Origin of the sequence: Streptomyces sp. NPDC006551 (genome assembly GCF_040611675.1) — a bacterium.
Lineage (GTDB): Bacteria > Actinomycetota > Actinomycetes > Streptomycetales > Streptomycetaceae > Streptomyces.
In genome coordinates, this window is the sequence record NZ_JBEXOT010000011.1 from 15,788 (window position 1) to 33,144 (window position 17,357).

The window sequence follows — 17,357 nt, forward strand, 5'->3', positions numbered from 1 at the left end:
TCCCGCCACGACCGCCCTCAGCTGTCATGACCGGTGCGGACGGCTCACCCATCGCTCACCCCGGCCCCCAGCAGCACCGCGTCCTCGGGCGCGAAGTGCAGCGTGACCTCGTCGCCGAGCGCCGGTGTCTCCCGAAGCTCACGGACGTCGGCCTTCACGCGATGGCCCTCGACGTCCACGTACAACCGGTGCGTGGCGCCCCGCCACTGCACCTCGGCGATCCGCCCCCGCAGCGCGTTCGGGCCGTCCCCGAGGGCGACCAGATGCGGGCGCACGCACAGCGTGGCGCCCGCGCCCGGGGCCACGTCGTCGGTGGCGACCTTCAGCTCGGCGCCCCCGAAGGCCACCCCGCCCGCCCCCACCGTCACCGGCAGCAGGTTCGCGTTGCCGACGAACGACGCCGTGAACTCCGTACGGGGGCGGCGGTAGAGGTCCTGCGGTGTGCCGCAGTCCTGGAGCCGGGCCTTGTCCATGACCGCGATCCGGTCGGCGAGGGTCAGCGCCTCCACCTGATCGTGGGTGACGTACAGGATCGAGACGTCGGGCAGCTCCCGGTGCAGCCGGGCGAGTTCCGCGAGCATGCCCGAGCGCAGCTGCGCGTCGAGTGCTGACAGCGGCTCGTCGAGCAGCAGGACGTTCGGCCGGATCGCGAGCGCCCGCGCGATGGCGACCCGCTGCTGCTGCCCACCGGACAGCTCGCGCGGGTAGCGCTTCGCGTACGCCGCCATCCCGGTCATCTCCAGGGCATCGGCGACCCGCCCGGGGATCTCGGCCTTGGGCGCCTTCCGCGCCTTCAGACCGAAGGCGACGTTGTCCTCGACCCGCATGTGCGGGAAGAGCGCGTACTGCTGGACCACCATCCCGATCCCCCGCCGGTGCGGCGGGAGAGCGGTGACGTCGCGGTCACCGATGAACACCCGCCCGGAGACGGGCCGCACGAACCCGGCGACGGCTCGCAGGGCGGTCGTCTTGCCGGAGCCGGAGGGCCCGAGCAGGGCCATGACCTCTCCGGCCTCGACGGTCAGGTCGAGCGAGTCGAGGACCGTGTGGTTCCCGTACGCGACGGAGACGGAGTCGAAGCGTATGCCGCTGGTCATGCGTCCGACTCCCTGACCAGCGCGGGGAGTTCCGCGACCGAGGTGAGGACGTGCGTGGCGCCGTGCTCCTTGAGCGCGCCCTCGTCGTGGGCGCCGGTCAGCACGCCCGCCACGATCCCGGCCCCGGCCCGGACCCCGCTGAGCATGTCGTACGACGTGTCGCCCGCGACCACGACCTGCCGGACGTCGTCGACGGCTCCGGTACGGAGGAAGGCGCCGAGGACCATGTCCGGGTATGGGCGCCCGCGGCCGCCGGCGTCCGCCGGGCAGAGGGTCAGGGGGACGAGGTCCCGCCAGCCGAGGACGTCGAGGATGGCGTCCTGGGTGACCCGGGCGAAACCGGTGGTCAGGACCACCGTGCGCCCCTGGTCCCGCAGCTCGGCGATCGCCTCGGCCGCGCCCGGGACCGGGGCGATCAGGCCGCCGGCGACCAGTTCGCCGTACTCCTCCTCGAAGGCGAGACTGGCCTGCCGGGCGCGGGGCTCGTCGCCGCCGAAGAGATGGCGGAAGACGGAGATCTTGGACTCGCCCATGGTGGCGCGGACGTAATCGATCATCGTGGCCGGGTCCTCGCCGAGGCGCTCGGCGGCGGCCGTGAAGGCCCGCTCGACGAGGCCGCCGTCGGCGACGGTCGTCCCGGCCATGTCCAGTACGACCAGGTCGTGCTTCTTCACCTGCTTCATCACCTGCTTCTTCACCTGCTTCTTCACCGCTTTCACCAGCCCAGTTCGTCAGCGGTCGTCTCGGCGACGGCGGGCGAGCAGGTCATGCCGCGCCCACCGGGTCCGGTCACCAGCCACACGCCGTCGCGGACCTTCTGCCGGTGCACGACCCGGCCGGTGTCGACGCACTGCGCGTACACGCCGGCCCAGCGGCGCCGGATCTTCGGCAGCGGGCGGCCGAGGAAGGACTCGACGACGCGGGTGAGGTGCTCGTAGGGGTCTTCGAGGGTGTCGAAGGCGAAGGGGTGCTCGTACTCGTGGGTGTCGCCGATGGTCAGCCCGCCGTCGAGGCGCTGCACCATCAGGAGTTGCATCTTGTGGGCGGCGGCGGTCGGGTCCTGCGGCTGCCCCGCGTTGAGCGCGTCGAGCGCGCCGGAGGCGTACGCCGGGTAGTAGCGGAAGGAGTCGGCGTCGGCGACGGAGGTGGTGAGCGGCTCGCCGAGCGGGTCGGTCTGCATCATCTGGAGGCGTACGCGGCGGACGGGGACCTCGCCGGCGATCTCGCGGACGAGACCGCCGAGCCAGGCTCCGGTGCAGAGGACGACGGCGTCGCCGGTGTGGGTCTCGCCCCGGTCGTCCCGTACGGCGTTCTCCCCCACGACGTCCCGGACCTCGCGGTTCGGCAGGAAGGTGTACTTCCCGGAGGCGAGCAGGGCCTCGCGCAGGGCGAGCTGGGCGGTGCGCGGTTCGACCGCGGCGTCGCGCTCGCACCACAGGGCGGCTTCGAAGCCGCCGCGCAGGGCCGGGTTGATCCGCCGGGCCTCGTCGGCGGTCAGGAGTCGGTAGCCGCGGGCGGTGGCGTCGGGTCGGGCGAGGGCGGCCTCGGCGACGGCGCGTTCGAGGTCGTTCCGTACGGGGGTGAGGGAGCCGTTCGCCCGGAATCCGAGGCGGGGGACGCGGGCGCCGACGCCCTCCCAGAGTTCGCGGGCGCGCAGCGCGGTGTCGAGCTCCTCTCCGCCCGCGCGGCCGCTCACCCATATCTGGCCGAAGTTGCGGAGGGACGCCCCGCGCGCCTCGGCCTCCCGCTCGATGTGTACGACCTCATGGCCGCGTTCCACTGCGTGCCAGGCGTGCATGGTTCCCACCACGCCGGCTCCTACGACGATCACCTTCATGACGGTCACGCTCCTGGGGGTGGGTGACTCGGACAGATCCGGACGGCGACGGGACGGTGAACGGCCCGACAAGGTTGGCCTAGACCCGTTACCTTCCCGTGATCGAGCGGGGAACGCCTTGCGGCGGGCGGGAGTTCAGCCCTGGGCGCCCAGGTGGGCGGTGAAGCTGAAGCGGTCGCCGCGGTAGAGGGTGCGGACGCGCTCCAGGGGGCGGCCCGAGGTGTCGCGGGAGACGCGGTGGATCAGCAGCATCGGCAGGGCGGGCGGGGTGCCGATGAGCAGCGCCTCGCGCGGAGTGGCGAGCACGGTCTCGATCCGCTCGTCGGCGTCGCCGAACGCGATGCCGAGACGCTCGTGAAGGTAGGCGTAGAAGGAGGAGTCGGGGTCGAAGTCCGTGTCGAGGCGGGGGGCGCGGGCCACGGAGACGTACGTGCTCTCCAGGCCGACCCGTTCGTCGTCGGCGAGGAGCACCCGCTCCATGTGCCAGACGGGTTCGCCGCGTTCGGCCCCGATCTCGCGAGCGAGGGCGTCGGGGCTGGGGAAACGGTCGAGGGAGACGAGCGTACGGCCGGGGCGACGGCCTTGTCGGCGCACGCCCTCGGTGTAACTGGCGAGCGACAGCGGCTGCTCCAGCTTGGGCCCGGCGACGACGGTCCCCCGGCCCTGACGCCGGAGCCGCCCTTCGAGGAGAAGCTCCCGCAGGGCCTGCCGGACGGTCTCGCGGGAGACCTCGTAGCGCAGGGCGAGCTCGCGCTCGGTGGGCAACAGGCCCCCCTCCCCCAACTCGTCGAGCAGGGAGGCGACTCTCGCCTTGACGGCGTAGTACTTGGGAATGCGCCCGTGTTCCGGAATGCCGGAGCGGACGGGGGAGCCGGGTGCCTGGTCGTTCGGGTAGTCCACCGGCCGATGGTCGCAGATGGGAATGAACGGGCGGGTGTACGAAGGGTTGCTTGCGGGGGTGCGGGGACCCCGGCGGGCGGGGTCGGGGGTGTCAGGGGCGCGGGGGCCGGGGCGGGCCGTGGTGACGGAATTGGGCGGACGCGGCGGTCTCAGGTGGTCTCAGGCGCTCGGGTGTCGGCTCGGCGCCGTCCGCGTGGTCCGGTCACGCCGGCGGCGGGCCCCCGGCGGTCTCAGGCGCTCGGCTCTGCCGCCGTGGTCCGCTCGCGTCGGCGGCGGGCCACGGCCGTCAGGGTGCTCTCAGGTGGCTCAGGCGCTCGACTGTCGGCCCGGCGCCGCCGACGTGGTCCGGTTGCGCTGCGCGGCGGCGCGCTCGCGGCGCCGGGCTCGCTCGGCGGCGGGCCCCCGGCGGTCTCAGGCGCTCGGCTCTGTCGGCGTGGTCCGGTCGCGTCGGCGGCGGGCCACGGCGGTCAGGGCGGCGCCGGTGAGGAGCAGTGCGCCGGCGGCGGGAGCGAGGGTGACGGCGACGGCCGACTCGCCGCCCGTCTGGGCGAGTTCGGGCAACGGGCGGGCCGGCGGTAGGCCGGTGTCCCCCTTGGGAGGGGGGCTCGCCTCGGGCGGCGCGGATTCCCGTACGTCCTCGGCTTCGTCCTCGGCTTCGTCCTCGGCTTCGTCCTCGGCTTCGTCCTCGGCTTCGACCTCGGCTTCGTCCTCGGCGGCGATGGTGAGGCGGTAGTCGTCCGACTCCCCGACCCAGTCGCCGTCGTCTCCCTTGCGCTGGACGATCGCCGCGTTGGCGACGACCTCGTTGGGCGCGGTGTCGGCGCGGAAGGCCAGCCGGACGGGCACGGTGACGGTGCGGCCCGCCGGGACGGCGAAGCCGGGGAAGTCGGCGAAGACGCCGATGCTCTCGTCCTCGTCCGTCCCCTCGAACCGGACCGGCCGCCAGCGACGGGCCTCGGAGTCGTAGAAGTCGAGCTGGACCTGGGCGGGTTCGAGGACCCGGTCGCGGTCGGCGAGGACCAGGATCGGATGGATGCTGTGGCAGGGCTCGGTGGTGGTGTTGGTGAGTTCGACGTTCCAGGTACGGAAGTCACCGCCGGGGACGTAGTGGGTGGGCCCGCCGTGGATGCGAGTGTCGAGGGGGAAGTCGGGGTCCGACTCCTTGCCGCAGGTGGGAGGCGTGTCGCGACGCTCCGACCCCGCTGCGGAACCGGGCCCCGGCCCGGGATCTGAGCCGGAGCCAGGGCTGGAGCCGGCGCCCGGGCTGGAGTCGGTAACCGGGTTGGAGCCGGTGCCGGAGCCCGGGCCGGGCTCGGCCGAGACGGTGGCCGGGCCGGAGGCCGAGGAGGCGGGGCCGGTGGTGAGGGCGAGCACGGCGGTTCCGGTCGTCGCCGCGGTCACACCGAGGGCGAGGGCGTTGCGCAGTCGCATGGGTCACGTGCCTTTGCTGCTCACGGGCGAACGGGACGGCCGCGACGCTGCCATGCGGGCGGGCCGGCGCCGGGGAGCGACGCGGCGGGTGACCCCCGGACGGCCCGCACAATCCGCCTGATCAGCCTATTTTCCGAAAAGTGCGGAGAGGATGAGCTGGGCAGCACCCTCCGCGACGGTGTGCGGGGTGCCGGCGACGGTGACGGGGACGGGGAGACCCAGGCCGGCGAGCACCTCGTGCGCCCCGTCGGCGAACACCCCGGGCGCCGCGAGCACGGCCCGGCCGCCGAGGAGGACGCGGTCGATGTCGAGCAGCCGCACGAGGTTCGCCGCGCCGGTGCCCAGGATCCGCGCCGCCCCGGCGAGGTCGCCCCGGGCGACGGCCGCGAGGCACAGGACCTCCAGGCAGCCGCGGCCGCCGCAGCCGCACGGAGGCCCGTCGAGCTGCACGGTCTGGTGCCCCAGCTCCCCGGCCCCGGTCCTGGCCCCGCGGAGCAGCCGCCCGTCGAGAACGAGGCCGGCGCCCAGTCCCGTACCGAGGTGGACGTACGCGAACGAGTCGGCGGCGGGCGACCGGAGGGCGAGCCCGAGGGCGGCGGCGTTGGTGTCCTTGTCGAGTTCGACGGGCAGCCCGAGCCGCCGCGCGAGCTCGTCCCGCAGGGGGTACCCGTCCCACTCCGGATACCCGGTGACCCGCCCGGGCTCCCCGGCCAGATGATCGAGCGGCCCGGGCATGGCGACCCCGACGCCGATCACGGCGGGGACGGCGGGGGTCCCGGGCTCGGCGGCCGGATGGTCCGACACGGCCGGGACGGCAGGACGTTCAGACCCGGCCGGGGCGGGGTGGTCGTGCGGGGCCACCGGGACGGCGAGACGGTTGGGCGGGGCGGGGTGATCGGGCGCGCCCGGGGCGCCGGGGCCTCCGGGCACGGTCGGGACGGCGAGGTGGTCGAGTCCGGCGGGGTGATCGGGCGCGCCCGGGGCGCCGGGGCCTCCGGGCACGGTCGGGACGGCGAGGTGGTCGAGTCCGGCGGGGTGGCCGGGCGAGGCCACCGGGACGGCGAGACGGTCGGGCGCACCCGGGGCAGCGGAGCGTTCCGGCACGGCCGGGACGGCGGGAGCTCCCGCCTGGGCCGCCGCACCCTGGGCCGCCGCACCACCCGCCGCAGCGGGCGAGCGCAGGGCCGCGACCTCGCGCTCGATCGCGTCGAGGACCGCCCCCGCGCCCGCGCCCAGGTCCAACGGGGCGCGGCGGGTGGCGACGCGGGTGCCCGCGAGGTCGAGGAGGACGGCCGTGACCTCGTCGCGGTCGAGGTGGACGCCGATCGCGTACGCCGCCGAGGGGACCAGACACAGCACTGTACGAGGTTTTCCGCCGGTCGAGGCGCGGTGGCCGGCCTCGCGCGCCAGGCCCTCCGCCCGCAGCCGGGCCGTGATCTTGCTGACCGCCTGCGGGGTGAGGCCGGTCCGTTCGGCCAGCTCCAGTCGGCTGATGCCGTCCCCTCCCGCCCCGCGCAGCAGATCGAGCACCAGCGCGGCGTTGTGGCTGCGCAGCGCCGAGAGGTTCACCCCGGCAGTCGCCGACGCCCGTCCCCCGCCCGGCCCGCCCTGGCCGCGCTGTCCACCCTGCCCGTGGTGCCCGCCCCGCCGGCCCTGCCCACGCCGTCCGCCCGGCCCGTTCTCGCTCTTCACCCCTCCATTGTCCCCTCCGCTTGCACTTTGGCAACAGCGTTGCTTAAGTGGAAGCATGACTGGCACCGGCCCTCGCACCCCCCTCCGCGTCGGACTCGTCGGCTACGGCCTCGCGGGCTCCGTCTTCCACGCCCCGCTGATCGCCGCCACCGAGGGCCTCGTCCTCGACACGGTCACGACGGGGAACCCCGAGCGCCAGGAGCAAGCCCGCGCCGCGCACCCCGGCGTGCGGGTCGCCGACTCCCCCGACGAGCTGTGGGCGCGGGCGGACGACCTCGATCTGATCGTCGTCGCCTCCCCCAACAAGACGCACGTCCCCGTCGCCACCGCCGCCCTGAAGGCGGGCCTCCCCGTCGTCGTGGACAAGCCGGTCGCCGGCACCGCCGCCGAGGCGCGCGGCCTCGCCGCCCTCGCCGAGGAGCGGGGCCTGCTCCTCTCCGTCTTCCAGAACCGCCGCTGGGACAACGACTTCCGCACGCTCCGCAAGCTCGTCGCGGACGGCGCCCTCGGCGAGGTCCACCGCTTCGAGTCCCGCTTCGAGCGCTGGCGCCCGCGGCTCAAGGGCGGCTGGCGCGAGTCCGGGGCTCCGGAGGAGATCGGCGGACTCCTCTACGACCTCGGCAGCCACGTCGTCGACCAGGCCCTGGTCCTCTTCGGCCCGGCCGTCCGCGTGTACGCGGAGTCGGACGTCCGCCGCCCCGGCGCCGAGGCCGACGACGACACCTTCCTCGCGGTCACGCACGCGAACGGCGTCCGGTCCCATCTGTACGTCAGCGCCACCACCGCCCAGCTCGGCCCCCGCTTCCGCGTCCTGGGTTCGACGGCCGGCTTCGTGAAGTACGGGCTCGACCCGCAGGAGGCCGCCCTCCGCGAGGGGCTGCGTCCGGCCGCCGGAGCGCCTTGGGGCGTGGAGCCGGAGTCGATGTGGGGCACGCTCGGCGCCGGGGAGTCCCCGCTGACCGGGGGCGGCACGCCGGTCGAGACCCTGCCGGGCGACTACCCGGCGTACTACGCGGCCGTCGCCGCGGCCCTGCGCGGGACCGGCGAGAACCCGGTCACCGCCCACGAGGCCGCGGCCGCCCTCGACGTACTGGAGGCGGCGAAGCGATCCGCCCGCGAGGGCGTCACGGTGGAGCTCGGGGAGGCGGGCGCGTGAGCGAGATCGCCGAGATCGAGGCCCAGGAAGCCCGCCTGACCCTCCCCCACTTCACGTACGACGACGCCTGGGCTCTCGGCACGCTCCTCGTCGAGCTGGCCCGCGAGCGCCGCGCGCCCGTGGCCATCGACATCCGGCGCGGCGCGCAGCAGCTCTTCCACTGCGCGCTGCCGGGGTCGAGCGCGGACAACGACGCCTGGATCGATCGCAAGCGGCGCGTCGTCGAGCGGTACGGCGAGAGCTCGTTCCTGGTCGGCGCCCGCTTCCGCGCCAAGGGAACGACGTTCGAGCAGTCCTCCCGCCTGGACCCCGACCGGTACGCCGCCCACGGCGGTTCGTTCCCGGTCGCGGTCGAGGGGGCGGGCGTGATCGGCTCGGTCACCGTGTCGGGACTGCCCCAGGCCGAGGACCACGCCCTGGTGGTCCAGGCCCTGGAACACCTGAAGGCCACTCAGGACGCCGCCGCCCGCCCTTGAGACGTGGTTACGCGTCCTTCAGCTCCTGGCGCTGGCGGCCGAGGCCGTCGATCTCCAGCTCCACCACGTCACCGGCGCGCAAGTACGGCTTCGGCTCCGGCTGCCCCATCGCGACGCCCGCCGGCGTACCGGTGTTGATGATGTCGCCGGGGTACAGGGTCATGAACTGGCTGACGTACCGGACGACCTCCGCGACCGAGAAGATCTGGTCCGAGGTGTGCCCGTCCTGCTTCAGCTCGCCGTTGACCCAGAGCCTGAGCGACAGGGCCTGCGGGTCCGGCACCTCGTCGGCGGTGACCAGCCACGGGCCGAGCGGGTTGAACGTCTCGCAGTTCTTGCCCTTGTCCCAGGTGCCGCCGCGCTCGATCTGGAACTCGCGCTCCGAGACGTCGTGAGCGACGGCGTAACCGGCGACGTGCGCGAGGGCCTCCTCGTCGCTCTGCAGGTAGCGGGCGGTGCGGCCGATGACAATCGCCAGCTCGACCTCCCAGTCCGTCTTGGTACTGCGGCGCGGTACGAGCACGATGTCGTCCGGGCCGACGACCGTGTCGGCGGATTTGAGGAAGACGACCGGCTCCTCCGGAATCGCGGCACCGACCTCGGCGGCGTGGCCGTGGTAGTTCAGCCCGATGCACACGACCTTGCCGATCCGGCCGACCGGCGGGCCGATCCGCAGCCCGGTCGCGTCGAGCACGGGCAGCACCCCGGCGCCGGCGGCGGCCCGGATCCGGTCGAGCGCGGACGCGTCGGCGAGCAGTCCCCCGTCGATGTCGTCCACCAGGGCGGACAGGTCGCGCAGCGTTCCGTCCTGGTCCAGGAGGGCGGGACGCTCGGCGCCCGTCGGCCCGACACGCAGCAGCTTCATGGTCTTCTCCCTGTGGTCGAGGTGGGCCCGGGACGGGCCCTGGTGAGCCCCGGCCGATGGAGTGCGGCCATCGGAGGATTGGTCGATCCTCCAAGAGATGCGACCGCTCTGCAATACCCCGTTCACAACCTGGACCCTTACTCGGCGGTAGCTCAGAGCAGCACGGCGCGTTCGACGACCGTCCAGGTGGTGCTGGTGACGATGTAGAGCGCGGCGGCGAGCGGAACGACCGCGACGGTGACGAGGGTGCCGTACGCGAACAGCGGCATCACCTTCGCGAGCGCTCCCGCCCCCGGCCCCTCGGGCAGGAGGGCGGCGGTGTCGGCCATCTGCCGCTTCGTACGCCGGTGGCTGTACGCGGCCACGACGGCGACGAACACGAACAGCGCGAGGTACACCAGCCCGGCGGGACCGAAGGGACCACCGTCGGCCAGCGCGTCGGTCCAGCGGTCACCGAGCGGCGCGGCGAAGAGGCTGTGGCCGGCCATCCGGTCACCGGCGAAGAGGTGGTACATCAGCAGGAACGCGGGGAGCTGGAGCAGGCTGGGCAGCATCCCGGAGAACGGCGAGACGTTCTCCCGGGCGTGCAGCGCACCGACCTCCTTCCGCAGCCGCTCGGGGTTCTTGGCATGCTTCCTGCGCAGTTCGGCCAGCTGCGGGGCGATACGGGTACGGGCCTTCTGGCCCCGGGCCGCGGCGCGGGCGAGGGGGTGGATCGCCAGCCGTACGAGGGCGGTGAACAGCACGATCGCGGCGGCGGTCGCGGCGGTCGCGAAGAGCGGCTGGAGCAGGTCGGCGAGGTGCTCGACCAGGGAAGCGAAGACGGACATGGGAGCCCTCCGAAGGGTCTCGTCGTGCCGGAACAGAAGAGGAATCGGCAGGACGGAACCGCGGAGAGCCGTGTCGTACGGGTACCTCTACGCGGCCGTCGGAAGGAGACGGCCGGGCGCTCGCGGTCTGCGGCGACCGGCGGCGTCGGGATCCCGCTGCGGCAGGAAGGCGGTGCGTCGCTCACGGTCGCGCAGGGCGGTGCGTACCCGCGTCGGGGGTACGGCGGGAGCCGTACGGGCGCCGAGGAGGGCGCGTACGACGGTGGCGGCGGCGAGGGCGACGGCGGCCGGGACGACGGCGCCGTCGGCGAGGAACAGATCGGCGAGGGCGAGAAGGAAGAAGAGCGGCGCGATGACGCGAAGGACCAGCCGCATGGTCGTCTCCCCCTTTCGCGTCGCTCCTGCCGCTACAGACGATCGCCGCACCGGATCAGTTCCCAGGTCACCTACGGGAGGCGGAGACCAGCTTCGCCCAGACGATGAGCCGGTAGGCGGAACTGAACTCGGGGGTGCAGGTCGTCAGGGTCAGGTAGGAGCCGGGCGCGGAGTAGCCGTAGGAGGGCTTGACGAGCGAGCGGGGAACGGGCGCGATGACGCCGATGTCCCGGGGGGAGGTCTGGGGCAGCACCTGGTCGACGCGGTAGAGGTACTCCCCGTCCCTGGTCCGTACGGTGATCTCGTCGCCGGCGCGGAGCCGGTTGACGTACCGGAACGGCTCGCCGTGGGTGTTGCGATGCCCGGCGAGGGCGAAGTTCCCGGGCCGGCCGGGCGCGGCGGTACGGGGGTAGTGGCCGACGTACCCCTTGTCGAGGACGGACCTCTTGCCGATGCCGCGGGCGACGGGGGCGGTGAGGCCGATGCGGGGGATGCGGAGGACGGCGTAGGCGGAGGAGGAGGCCGGGGCGCCTGACCGGGGGCGGGTGGCCGGCTCGGCCGGGGGCGGCGGGCTCACCGTGGGCTCGGGCGGGTCCTCGGGCTCGGTCTCGGACGGGGTCTCCGCCTCGGGTGAGGCCGGGGATCCTGGGATCTCCCACTCCCGCTCCAGGACCCGGACCTGTTCCGTGGCGGCCGCCCGGGCCTGCTGGTTGGTCCACCAGAGCTGGTGGACGACGAGAAGGAGGATCACGACACCGCAGGTGACGACGGACTCGGCACACACCCACAGCACGCGGGCGGGCGCGCTGCGCACCCCGCGCGTCTGGACGACCACCGGCACCCTGGCACCCACCCTGTCCCGCACGCGGGCACGATAAGCGCTGCCGCGCCAACTCTCCAGGGGGGTACAGCAGTACGGTATTCATCATGCGCCCCGACATGCCTGCCGATCACACCACCGAAGCCGAGCGCCTGCTGCGCACCGCCGAGCGGTACCCGGAGGACCAGGAACCCCTGCTGCTCCAGGCGGCGGCCCACCTGGAACTGGCGGGCGAGCGCGCGCGGGCGACGCGGCTGTACGACACACTGCTGGCCTCGGAGCCCGCGGATCCGCATCTGATCCGGGCGCTGAAGGCTGCGAACCTGTGGGAGTACGGCCACGAGGCGGAGGCGCGCGCGATCATCGAGGGCGTGCGCACATCGGCTCCCGAGGAGGCGGGGCCGTGGGAGATCGTCGCGGCGACGCTGGAGGCGCATGACGAGCTGGAGGAGTCGGAGGCGGTCTTCACGGAGGCGGCGACGCTCCTGCTGGGCTCCACGCAGGACTACCAGGACGTCCCGCACGCCACCCAGTCCCTCCTGAAGTCCCGCCACCGGGTCCGCAGGATGCTGGCGCTCCCCCACGACGACTGGGACATGCTGGCGGACGCCGTCCACACGGCGGACGTCCCCCTGGACGAACTCCACGACCCTAAGCGCCTGTGGTCCCTGGGCTCCTCGGACCCGGCCGAGCTCCAGGCCGAGATCACCCGCCTCCGCAGCGAACTGGGCTCCTACCGCACGGCCCTCTCCCGCCCCTTCCCGGTGGCGGTCCTCCACTGGCCTGAGGCGGAACTGGACGAGCTCCTGGCGGCCTACCCGGAACTCGAAGCCGAGTACCCCACCTACCGGGCCCACCTGACGGACATCGAAGCGTCCCTCCGCGAACTCGCCCAGGCCGGCACCCCCAACCTCGGCATCGTCCCGGCGACGGTCCCCTCCTACGAAGCCTTCGCCGCCTCCGAAGCCTCCTCCCCGGCCAACGCGGACCTCCTCCCCCAATACGCCACCACCTTGGCAGCCCGCGGCCGCGCCACCTCCTGGCCCCCGCCCCGCGCCGCGGCCTGCTGGTGCGGCTCGGACCGCACGTACGGCGAGTGCCACGGCGGCGAGGACGCCTGACCGGCCTACTCCGAGGCAAGCCCCCACTCCTGCGCCTTGGAGGAGCCGCCCCATCGGGCGCCGTCACGCCAGATCGAGGCGATGCCGCATTCCTCCAGGTACGGGGCGTAGACACCGATCTCTTCGGAGAACAGCCCTATGAGGAAGGGCTCGCGCTGCCGCTCGTAGAGGAAGTGGCGGTACTCGTAGAGCTGCCCCACGGCCTCCCGGACCGCCTTCGTGGGGTTGCCCCTGCGCACGACCTTCGCTTCGATCAACCACTCGGCGTCCGATTCCGCCTCGGCACCGGAACGCCGCAGTACGAGATCTTTGGGGTGCTGGCCTCGCGTGATGGGGACGTACCCCCGCTGGGCGACGAAGTGGCCGAAGTCCTCGACCAGCTTCTCGTGGCTTCGCTGTTTGACCTGCTGCCGGGCCGTAATCTGCGCCACGTACTCGCTGCTGTTCTTCGGCTGGAAGCCCGCCAGCGGATCGGTGACCGGCTGAGCGTGGCCGCCCGGCGCGTAGGACATCTCCAGGGCATTCGCGTCGTCGCTCATCCACCAGACTCGGTCGGCCTCTTCAGCACGTCGCAGCGAATCGATGGCGACCAGCAAGTCCTCCATCAAGGCGACATCGCTGGGCAGAGCGGCCGTGTCATAGGACTTAGCGATGACACTGGCCGCCTCATAAGCGCGAGGGCGCGCCGCCCTGTCCCGTAGTTCGGGCTCGTCGGCCCACCCCTGCCGCTCCTGGCGCCTTACGGCCCGGCGGAGCCGCGCCGCGTGATGGCGCAGGTGCGCCTCCCGCGCGACACCCCTGCCCAGCCGCTCTTCTAGCCATGTGATCCCTTGCTGCAAGGTCAAGGTCACATTCTTCAGATCGGCGCTGAAGATGTAGGCGAGGTAGAGCCCCTTCTTGGGGTCCCTCTCCCCGCTCTCATCGAAGATTCCGATCCAGGGGGTCGCCGCCGGAGTCGTCTGCCCCCCATGCCCCTTGGCCTTGAAACCCGGCGGAAGGGCGAGATCCTTGCGACTTGCCACCCCCCGCAGCACCTGTTGACCCTTCACATCACGCGTCGAACCGGCCGTACGGTCGTAAGTACTCGCGACCTCGCTGAGCATGTCTCGGATCCCCATGCGGAGAATCTAGATCACGTTCCCGCCGCCGCACACGGGTACGAAGGCACCACATCAAGTCGCCTGTTCTCTCATCACAAGCCTGACTCGAATCGCGCCTCCGCCATGTCCAGCACCTCGTCCGCGTCGAAGCCGTGGGCGCCCATCCAGTGAAGGAGATCCACCATCACATCGATCGCCGCGTCTTTGGCCACGGCCATGCTCAGTCGGCTCGCGTTCACCGCGCGAGGGGACGCGACGGCACCGTAGAGGGAGATCATCGCCTCCGCTCTCGACACGCGTACGCCTCCACCATGCCCATTCGGCGTGGAGAGATCGGTCGCGATCTCGCACCACGTCACCTTGTGGTCAGAACCGAGCAGGACACCCCATCGGTCAGCCGTGGCATCCACGAGCCTCATGCCACGTCCAGACTCGGCGTCAGGACCAGCGGACAGCAGCGTAGGCAGCGCCCTGCAGTCAGGGTCGCGTACTTCCACGCGCAGGTACGTGCCATTCATCGACAGGCGGAGTGCTGTCGGGGTCCCCGTGCCAACGTGCCGAATGACGTTCGCGACGAGTTCACTCACACAAAGCTGAGCCACCTCCGTTTGCCGTGGCAACCCCCACCTCTTCAAGTGCAGTCGGACGATGCGTCGAAGCGCGCCCACTTCTTGCGGCTCTGCCAGGAAGGGAAGCTCCCATGGCTTCCGGATCATGCACCCATCCTGGTTCATACCGGCCTCCAGCCCATACGCCCATGACTGATCGTGACGAGCCACTAGCATTCTGCTGCACATCCCCAGATGCAATGTGCATGGAGGGATTCCCACCATGGAGTGATTGGCAACTCAGCTCCGTTGCGCCGAAACTGAACACCTGCTAACGAGGAGAGGGTTGAGATGGCCGGCTCACCAACAGCGCGTCGCCGACGGCTATCAATCGAGCTGAAGAAGCTGCGAGAGGCGCACAACTACACGTGCGCCCAGGTAGGAGAAGCACTGGACTGGAGCGGGTCCAAGGTCAACCGCATGGAGACCGGCACAGGCCGAGTGCAACCCTCCGACATCGACGCGCTGTGCCGCTTCTACGGGACTGATGACGAGCTTCGCGAGTTCCTCAAGACCCTCGCCCGGCAAGCCAAGACGCGCGGCTGGTGGCAGGCGCACAGCAGTGGAATCCCGGCATGGTTCTCCATTTACATCGGCCTGGAGCAGGACGTCTCCACGTTCCGCCAGTACCAGTGCGAGTTCCTGCCGGGACTCATGCAGACGCCGGCGTACGCCGTCGAGTTGCATCGAGCCACCAACCAGATGACCGCGGAAGACGTTGAACGGGCTGTTCGGGTTCGCATGGAACGGCAGGCGACGCTCACCCGCCCCGACGCGCCGGACGCGTGGTTCGTCGTGCACGAGAGCACGCTGCGCAATGTGGTTGGCGACCAGTCACTGATGCGTGAGCAGCTTGAGCGAGTGCTGAGCGCCATGCAACTCCCGAGCGTCACCTTGCAGGTGTTGCCTTTCGACGCCGGCCCCTATCCCGCCACTGGCTCCTTCACGCTGATGGGCTTCCCTGATCCCGAAGATCCAGACATCGTGTACAGAGATGGCATCACCGACGCCATTTACCTCGAAGGCGCTGACGATGTACGCGCGTACACAAGAGCCTTCGACAACCTGAGGGCAGCCGCGGCGAGCCCTCACCGATCGGTCCAGCTGATTACATCGTTGCTGAAGGATTACGCGAGATGAACACCCCGGATGTCCACACTCCTTCCACACCTCACTGGTTCACGTCCTCCTACAGCAACGGTTCAGGAGGCGAGTGCGTGGAGTGCGCATGGTCGGACGAAGGTGGCGCGCTCATACGGGACTCGAAGCGACCCAGAGGCGGCATCGTGGCCGTGGGGGAAGAGGCTTGGCGATCCTTCGTCACGGCCGCGGTTCGCACCCCTAGCAACTTCTGACCCCAAGCTGCTTCAGGATCGGTCAGCCCATTTCGTTCGCCCCACTTCGAGAGCCTGGACGATCGAGGTGACACCTCACCCGGGGGGCCCGAGCGGGCCCGGGTGAGCGCTCCGCCTCACTCCATGAAATAACCACTCATATGGCCTAGTTGTTGGATAGCCTGCTCACCGCTCAGTCACCGTCTCCCGCATTCGGGAGCTGCCATGTGTCGCCGTCACCCCAACTGGGTGCTGACACAAGGGGAGAAGCTTTGTCCAACCAGGCTTACAGCTACGACATTCCGGACCACCCGATCAAGTACGTCCATGTGGACCCGAGGTCGATCAAGTTCGACCCTCGCGCCCAGCGCAACCTCAACAAAGCGCGGGCGCAGGCCATCGCCGAGAAGCTGGTCCCCACCGCGCTGGGAACGCCGATCCTCTCGCAGCGCGAGGATGGTCAGTACGCCGTGGACGGCATGCACCGCGTCTACGCCTGCCAGCTCATCCTGACAGGGAAGGTCACCGTCTCGGAGAAAGTCCGTGACTCAATCCAGACCATCGCCTGCGAGGTGCACTTCGACCTGTCGACCGCCAACGAGGCGTCTCTGTTCATCATCAAGAACAAGGAGTCCTCGAAGGTCGGTCCGAACGACGAGTTCAGGATCGGCGTACTGGCCGGACACCCACTCTTCCAGGACACCAACACCGTCCTGGAAAAGCATCAGCTAAAGGTAGGCAGCAGCACCGCGAACAGCGTGCGCGGCATCAAGGGGATCCTCAGCATCGTCATGGAGCATGGCCCCGAGATCCTGGACCTGTCGCTCACCATCGCCGAAGACGCCTGGGGCCGCACCCCTGACACCTGGCACTCCGTCACTATCGGCGGAATTGCCACGGTGATGTCCAAGCATCCCGAGTTGAAGCCGACGGAGCTGGCACAGAAGCTCAAGCGCCAGGGTGACCCCACCGCCTTCAAGGCCAAGATCCAGACGATTGCCACGAACAACAACACCCGCGCCGACGGCACCAAGGGTCGCCTCAAGGCGGCTCACTTGGCGGTTGCCTCCGCGTGGAACGCTAACCGCCGCACCAACCGAATCCCCGTCCCGAACATCTTCGAGTAACCGCAGCGACCAGGACACCCGGCCCGTCTGTGAGCCGGGGCGTCCGGCGCCGCCCCCGTACACCGGGGCGACCCCGGGTACGGGCGACACCTTGACCGGGATGGGGACGGAGTCGGCTGCGAGGGCTGAAGTTAGCCTCTGGTCAGACGAAACACGTACGAAAGGTGACCCTCATGCCCCGCGTCCCCTCCCCCCTCGTAGCCGCCGCCGGGCTCGTCGGTGGTTATGCCGTTGCCCGGTGGAGCAAGAAGCGGCCCCTCGGGGGTGTCGTGCTCGCCGCCGCGGGTGGGGTCGCCGTCCGGGAGTGGCAGCGGGTGGCCGGGGGGAAGGTGGCCGCCGGGCTCGGGGCCGGGTATGTCGCCGCGTTCGCCGGGTCGCATCCGCTGGCGAAGAAGGTCGGGGCCTGGCCGGCCGTGTTCACCGTCGCCGGGGCCATGGCCGCGACCTCGTGGGCCGTCACCCGGGACAAGGGCTGAACGCGACCCCCGCCCGGTACGTATTCCACAGCACCTCCCCACAGTCGCCGGGCGGGTGAGCCGGAACTCACCCGCCCAGCGCACCACCCCCGAAGCCCGCCGCCTTAGAGCA

General features: G+C 71.4%; 19 protein-coding genes and 1 pseudogene. 8 read left to right on the plus strand and 12 right to left on the minus strand.

Translation table 11 applies throughout. From position 1 onward, the window contains the following. Nucleotides 1-44: 44 nt before the first annotated feature. The 6 genes from ABZY12_RS13685 to ABZY12_RS13710 form a co-directional block, all read right to left on the minus strand. Complete coding sequence (locus tag ABZY12_RS13685) at nt 45-1,097, minus strand: ABC transporter ATP-binding protein (protein ID WP_356889667.1); 1,053 nt, start codon at nt 1,095-1,097, stop codon at nt 45-47. Further along, entirely contained in the window at nt 1,094-1,780 is a 687-nt protein-coding gene (locus ABZY12_RS13690) for a phosphonatase-like hydrolase (protein ID WP_356889913.1), read from the minus strand. Before ABZY12_RS13690 ends, ABZY12_RS13685 begins: the two co-directional genes overlap by 4 nt. A gap of 32 nt (nt 1,781-1,812) precedes the next feature. Further along, entirely contained in the window at nt 1,813-2,934 is a 1,122-nt protein-coding gene (locus ABZY12_RS13695; RefSeq protein ID WP_356889915.1) for a TIGR03364 family FAD-dependent oxidoreductase, read from the minus strand. Nucleotides 2,935-3,069: 135 nt separating this feature from the next. After that, nucleotides 3,070-3,834 carry a GntR family transcriptional regulator gene (locus ABZY12_RS13700; RefSeq protein ID WP_356889669.1) on the minus strand — a complete coding sequence of 255 codons (765 nt, stop codon included), beginning with the start codon at nt 3,832-3,834 and terminating at the stop codon, nt 3,070-3,072. Between the two features lie 411 nt (nt 3,835-4,245). Continuing rightward, complete coding sequence (locus ABZY12_RS13705; RefSeq protein WP_356889671.1) at nt 4,246-5,265, minus strand: hypothetical protein; 1,020 nt, start codon at nt 5,263-5,265, stop codon at nt 4,246-4,248. Between the two features lie 126 nt (nt 5,266-5,391). After that, entirely contained in the window at nt 5,392-6,957 is a 1,566-nt protein-coding gene (locus tag ABZY12_RS13710) for an ROK family transcriptional regulator (protein ID WP_356889673.1), read from the minus strand. A gap of 55 nt (nt 6,958-7,012) precedes the next feature. Here ABZY12_RS13710 and ABZY12_RS13715 point away from each other — a divergent pair, with 55 nt between their 5' ends. Both ABZY12_RS13715 and ABZY12_RS13720 read left to right on the plus strand, forming a co-directional pair. Further along, entirely contained in the window at nt 7,013-8,113 is a 1,101-nt protein-coding gene (locus ABZY12_RS13715; RefSeq protein WP_356889675.1) for a Gfo/Idh/MocA family oxidoreductase, read from the plus strand. Then, nucleotides 8,110-8,589, plus strand: coding sequence for a heme-degrading domain-containing protein (locus ABZY12_RS13720; RefSeq protein WP_356889677.1), 480 nt, complete (start codon nt 8,110-8,112; stop codon nt 8,587-8,589). Before ABZY12_RS13715 ends, ABZY12_RS13720 begins: the two co-directional genes overlap by 4 nt. 7 nt (nt 8,590-8,596) lie before the next feature. Here the strand turns inward: ABZY12_RS13720 and ABZY12_RS13725 are convergent, their stop codons facing one another. From ABZY12_RS13725 to ABZY12_RS13740, 4 genes are all read right to left on the minus strand, one after another. Continuing rightward, on the minus strand, nt 8,597-9,454 hold the full coding sequence (locus tag ABZY12_RS13725; protein ID WP_356889679.1) for a fumarylacetoacetate hydrolase family protein: 858 nt from the start codon (nt 9,452-9,454) through the stop codon (nt 8,597-8,599). 152 nt (nt 9,455-9,606) lie between these two features. Next, on the minus strand, nt 9,607-10,284 hold the full coding sequence (yidC, locus tag ABZY12_RS13730) for a membrane protein insertase YidC (protein ID WP_356889681.1): 678 nt from the start codon (nt 10,282-10,284) through the stop codon (nt 9,607-9,609). An 87-nt stretch (nt 10,285-10,371) separates the two neighbouring features. Next, nucleotides 10,372-10,659 carry a DUF6412 domain-containing protein gene (locus ABZY12_RS13735; protein WP_356889683.1) on the minus strand — a complete coding sequence of 96 codons (288 nt, stop codon included), beginning with the start codon at nt 10,657-10,659 and terminating at the stop codon, nt 10,372-10,374. A 67-nt stretch (nt 10,660-10,726) separates the two neighbouring features. Then, the gene (locus tag ABZY12_RS13740) at nt 10,727-11,524 is read right to left on the minus strand and encodes a class E sortase (RefSeq protein WP_356889685.1); all 798 of its coding nucleotides are present in this window, start codon (nt 11,522-11,524) and stop codon (nt 10,727-10,729) included. Nucleotides 11,525-11,586: 62 nt separating this feature from the next. Between ABZY12_RS13740 and ABZY12_RS13745 the strand changes: the two genes are divergently transcribed. Continuing rightward, a complete protein-coding gene (locus ABZY12_RS13745; RefSeq protein ID WP_356889687.1) occupies nt 11,587-12,600 on the plus strand; it encodes an SEC-C domain-containing protein in 1,014 nt (337 codons plus the stop codon). A gap of 5 nt (nt 12,601-12,605) precedes the next feature. Here ABZY12_RS13745 and ABZY12_RS13750 read toward each other — a convergent pair whose 3' ends face one another. Both ABZY12_RS13750 and ABZY12_RS13755 read right to left on the minus strand, forming a co-directional pair. Then, nucleotides 12,606-13,703 (minus strand): DUF3578 domain-containing protein, encoded by a 1,098-nt coding sequence (locus tag ABZY12_RS13750; RefSeq protein WP_356889689.1) that lies wholly within the window; start codon nt 13,701-13,703, stop codon nt 12,606-12,608. Nucleotides 13,704-13,792: 89 nt separating this feature from the next. Continuing rightward, entirely contained in the window at nt 13,793-14,533 is a 741-nt protein-coding gene (locus ABZY12_RS13755) for an ATP-binding protein (RefSeq protein ID WP_356889691.1), read from the minus strand. 66 nt (nt 14,534-14,599) lie between these two features. Here ABZY12_RS13755 and ABZY12_RS13760 point away from each other — a divergent pair, with 66 nt between their 5' ends. The 5 genes and pseudogenes from ABZY12_RS13760 to ABZY12_RS13780 all read left to right on the plus strand — a co-directional run bounded on the left by ABZY12_RS13760 (nt 14,600) and on the right by ABZY12_RS13780 (nt 17,245). After that, a complete protein-coding gene (locus tag ABZY12_RS13760) occupies nt 14,600-15,448 on the plus strand; it encodes a helix-turn-helix transcriptional regulator (RefSeq protein WP_356889693.1) in 849 nt (282 codons plus the stop codon). Next, entirely contained in the window at nt 15,445-15,663 is a 219-nt protein-coding gene (locus ABZY12_RS13765; RefSeq protein ID WP_356889695.1) for a DUF397 domain-containing protein, read from the plus strand. Before ABZY12_RS13760 ends, ABZY12_RS13765 begins: the two co-directional genes overlap by 4 nt. Nucleotides 15,664-15,914: 251 nt before the next feature. Continuing rightward, complete coding sequence (locus ABZY12_RS13770; RefSeq protein WP_356889697.1) at nt 15,915-16,769, plus strand: DUF6551 family protein; 855 nt, start codon at nt 15,915-15,917, stop codon at nt 16,767-16,769. Nucleotides 16,770-16,808: 39 nt separating this feature from the next. Beyond that, nucleotides 16,809-16,898, plus strand: a pseudogene (locus ABZY12_RS13775) (excalibur calcium-binding domain-containing protein); the annotation flags it as partial. Between the two features lie 44 nt (nt 16,899-16,942). After that, complete coding sequence (locus tag ABZY12_RS13780; RefSeq protein ID WP_356889699.1) at nt 16,943-17,245, plus strand: hypothetical protein; 303 nt, start codon at nt 16,943-16,945, stop codon at nt 17,243-17,245. Nucleotides 17,246-17,357: the final 112 nt, after the last annotated feature.

Bases quoted from the DNA above. Each gene is read 5' to 3' on its own strand.
- ABZY12_RS13685 (WP_356889667.1), bottom strand. From the start codon at position 1,097: ATGACCAGCGGCATACGCTTCGACTCCGTCTCCGTCGCGTACGGGAAC.
- ABZY12_RS13690 (WP_356889913.1), bottom strand. From the start codon at position 1,780: ATGAAGCAGGTGAAGAAGCACGACCTGGTCGTACTGGACATGGCCGGG.
- ABZY12_RS13695 (WP_356889915.1), bottom strand. From the start codon at position 2,934: ATGAAGGTGATCGTCGTAGGAGCCGGCGTGGTGGGAACCATGCACGCC.
- ABZY12_RS13705 (WP_356889671.1), bottom strand. From the start codon at position 5,265: ATGCGACTGCGCAACGCCCTCGCCCTCGGTGTGACCGCGGCGACGACC.
- ABZY12_RS13715 (WP_356889675.1), top strand. From the start codon at position 7,013: ATGACTGGCACCGGCCCTCGCACCCCCCTCCGCGTCGGACTCGTCGGC.
- ABZY12_RS13725 (WP_356889679.1), bottom strand. From the start codon at position 9,454: ATGAAGCTGCTGCGTGTCGGGCCGACGGGCGCCGAGCGTCCCGCCCTC.
- yidC (WP_356889681.1), bottom strand. From the start codon at position 10,284: ATGTCCGTCTTCGCTTCCCTGGTCGAGCACCTCGCCGACCTGCTCCAG.
- ABZY12_RS13735 (WP_356889683.1), bottom strand. From the start codon at position 10,659: ATGCGGCTGGTCCTTCGCGTCATCGCGCCGCTCTTCTTCCTTCTCGCC.
- ABZY12_RS13745 (WP_356889687.1), top strand. From the start codon at position 11,587: ATGCGCCCCGACATGCCTGCCGATCACACCACCGAAGCCGAGCGCCTG.
- ABZY12_RS13750 (WP_356889689.1), bottom strand. From the start codon at position 13,703: ATGCTCAGCGAGGTCGCGAGTACTTACGACCGTACGGCCGGTTCGACG.
- ABZY12_RS13755 (WP_356889691.1), bottom strand. From the start codon at position 14,533: ATGGTGGGAATCCCTCCATGCACATTGCATCTGGGGATGTGCAGCAGA.
- ABZY12_RS13760 (WP_356889693.1), top strand. From the start codon at position 14,600: ATGGCCGGCTCACCAACAGCGCGTCGCCGACGGCTATCAATCGAGCTG.
- ABZY12_RS13765 (WP_356889695.1), top strand. From the start codon at position 15,445: ATGAACACCCCGGATGTCCACACTCCTTCCACACCTCACTGGTTCACG.
- ABZY12_RS13780 (WP_356889699.1), top strand. From the start codon at position 16,943: ATGCCCCGCGTCCCCTCCCCCCTCGTAGCCGCCGCCGGGCTCGTCGGT.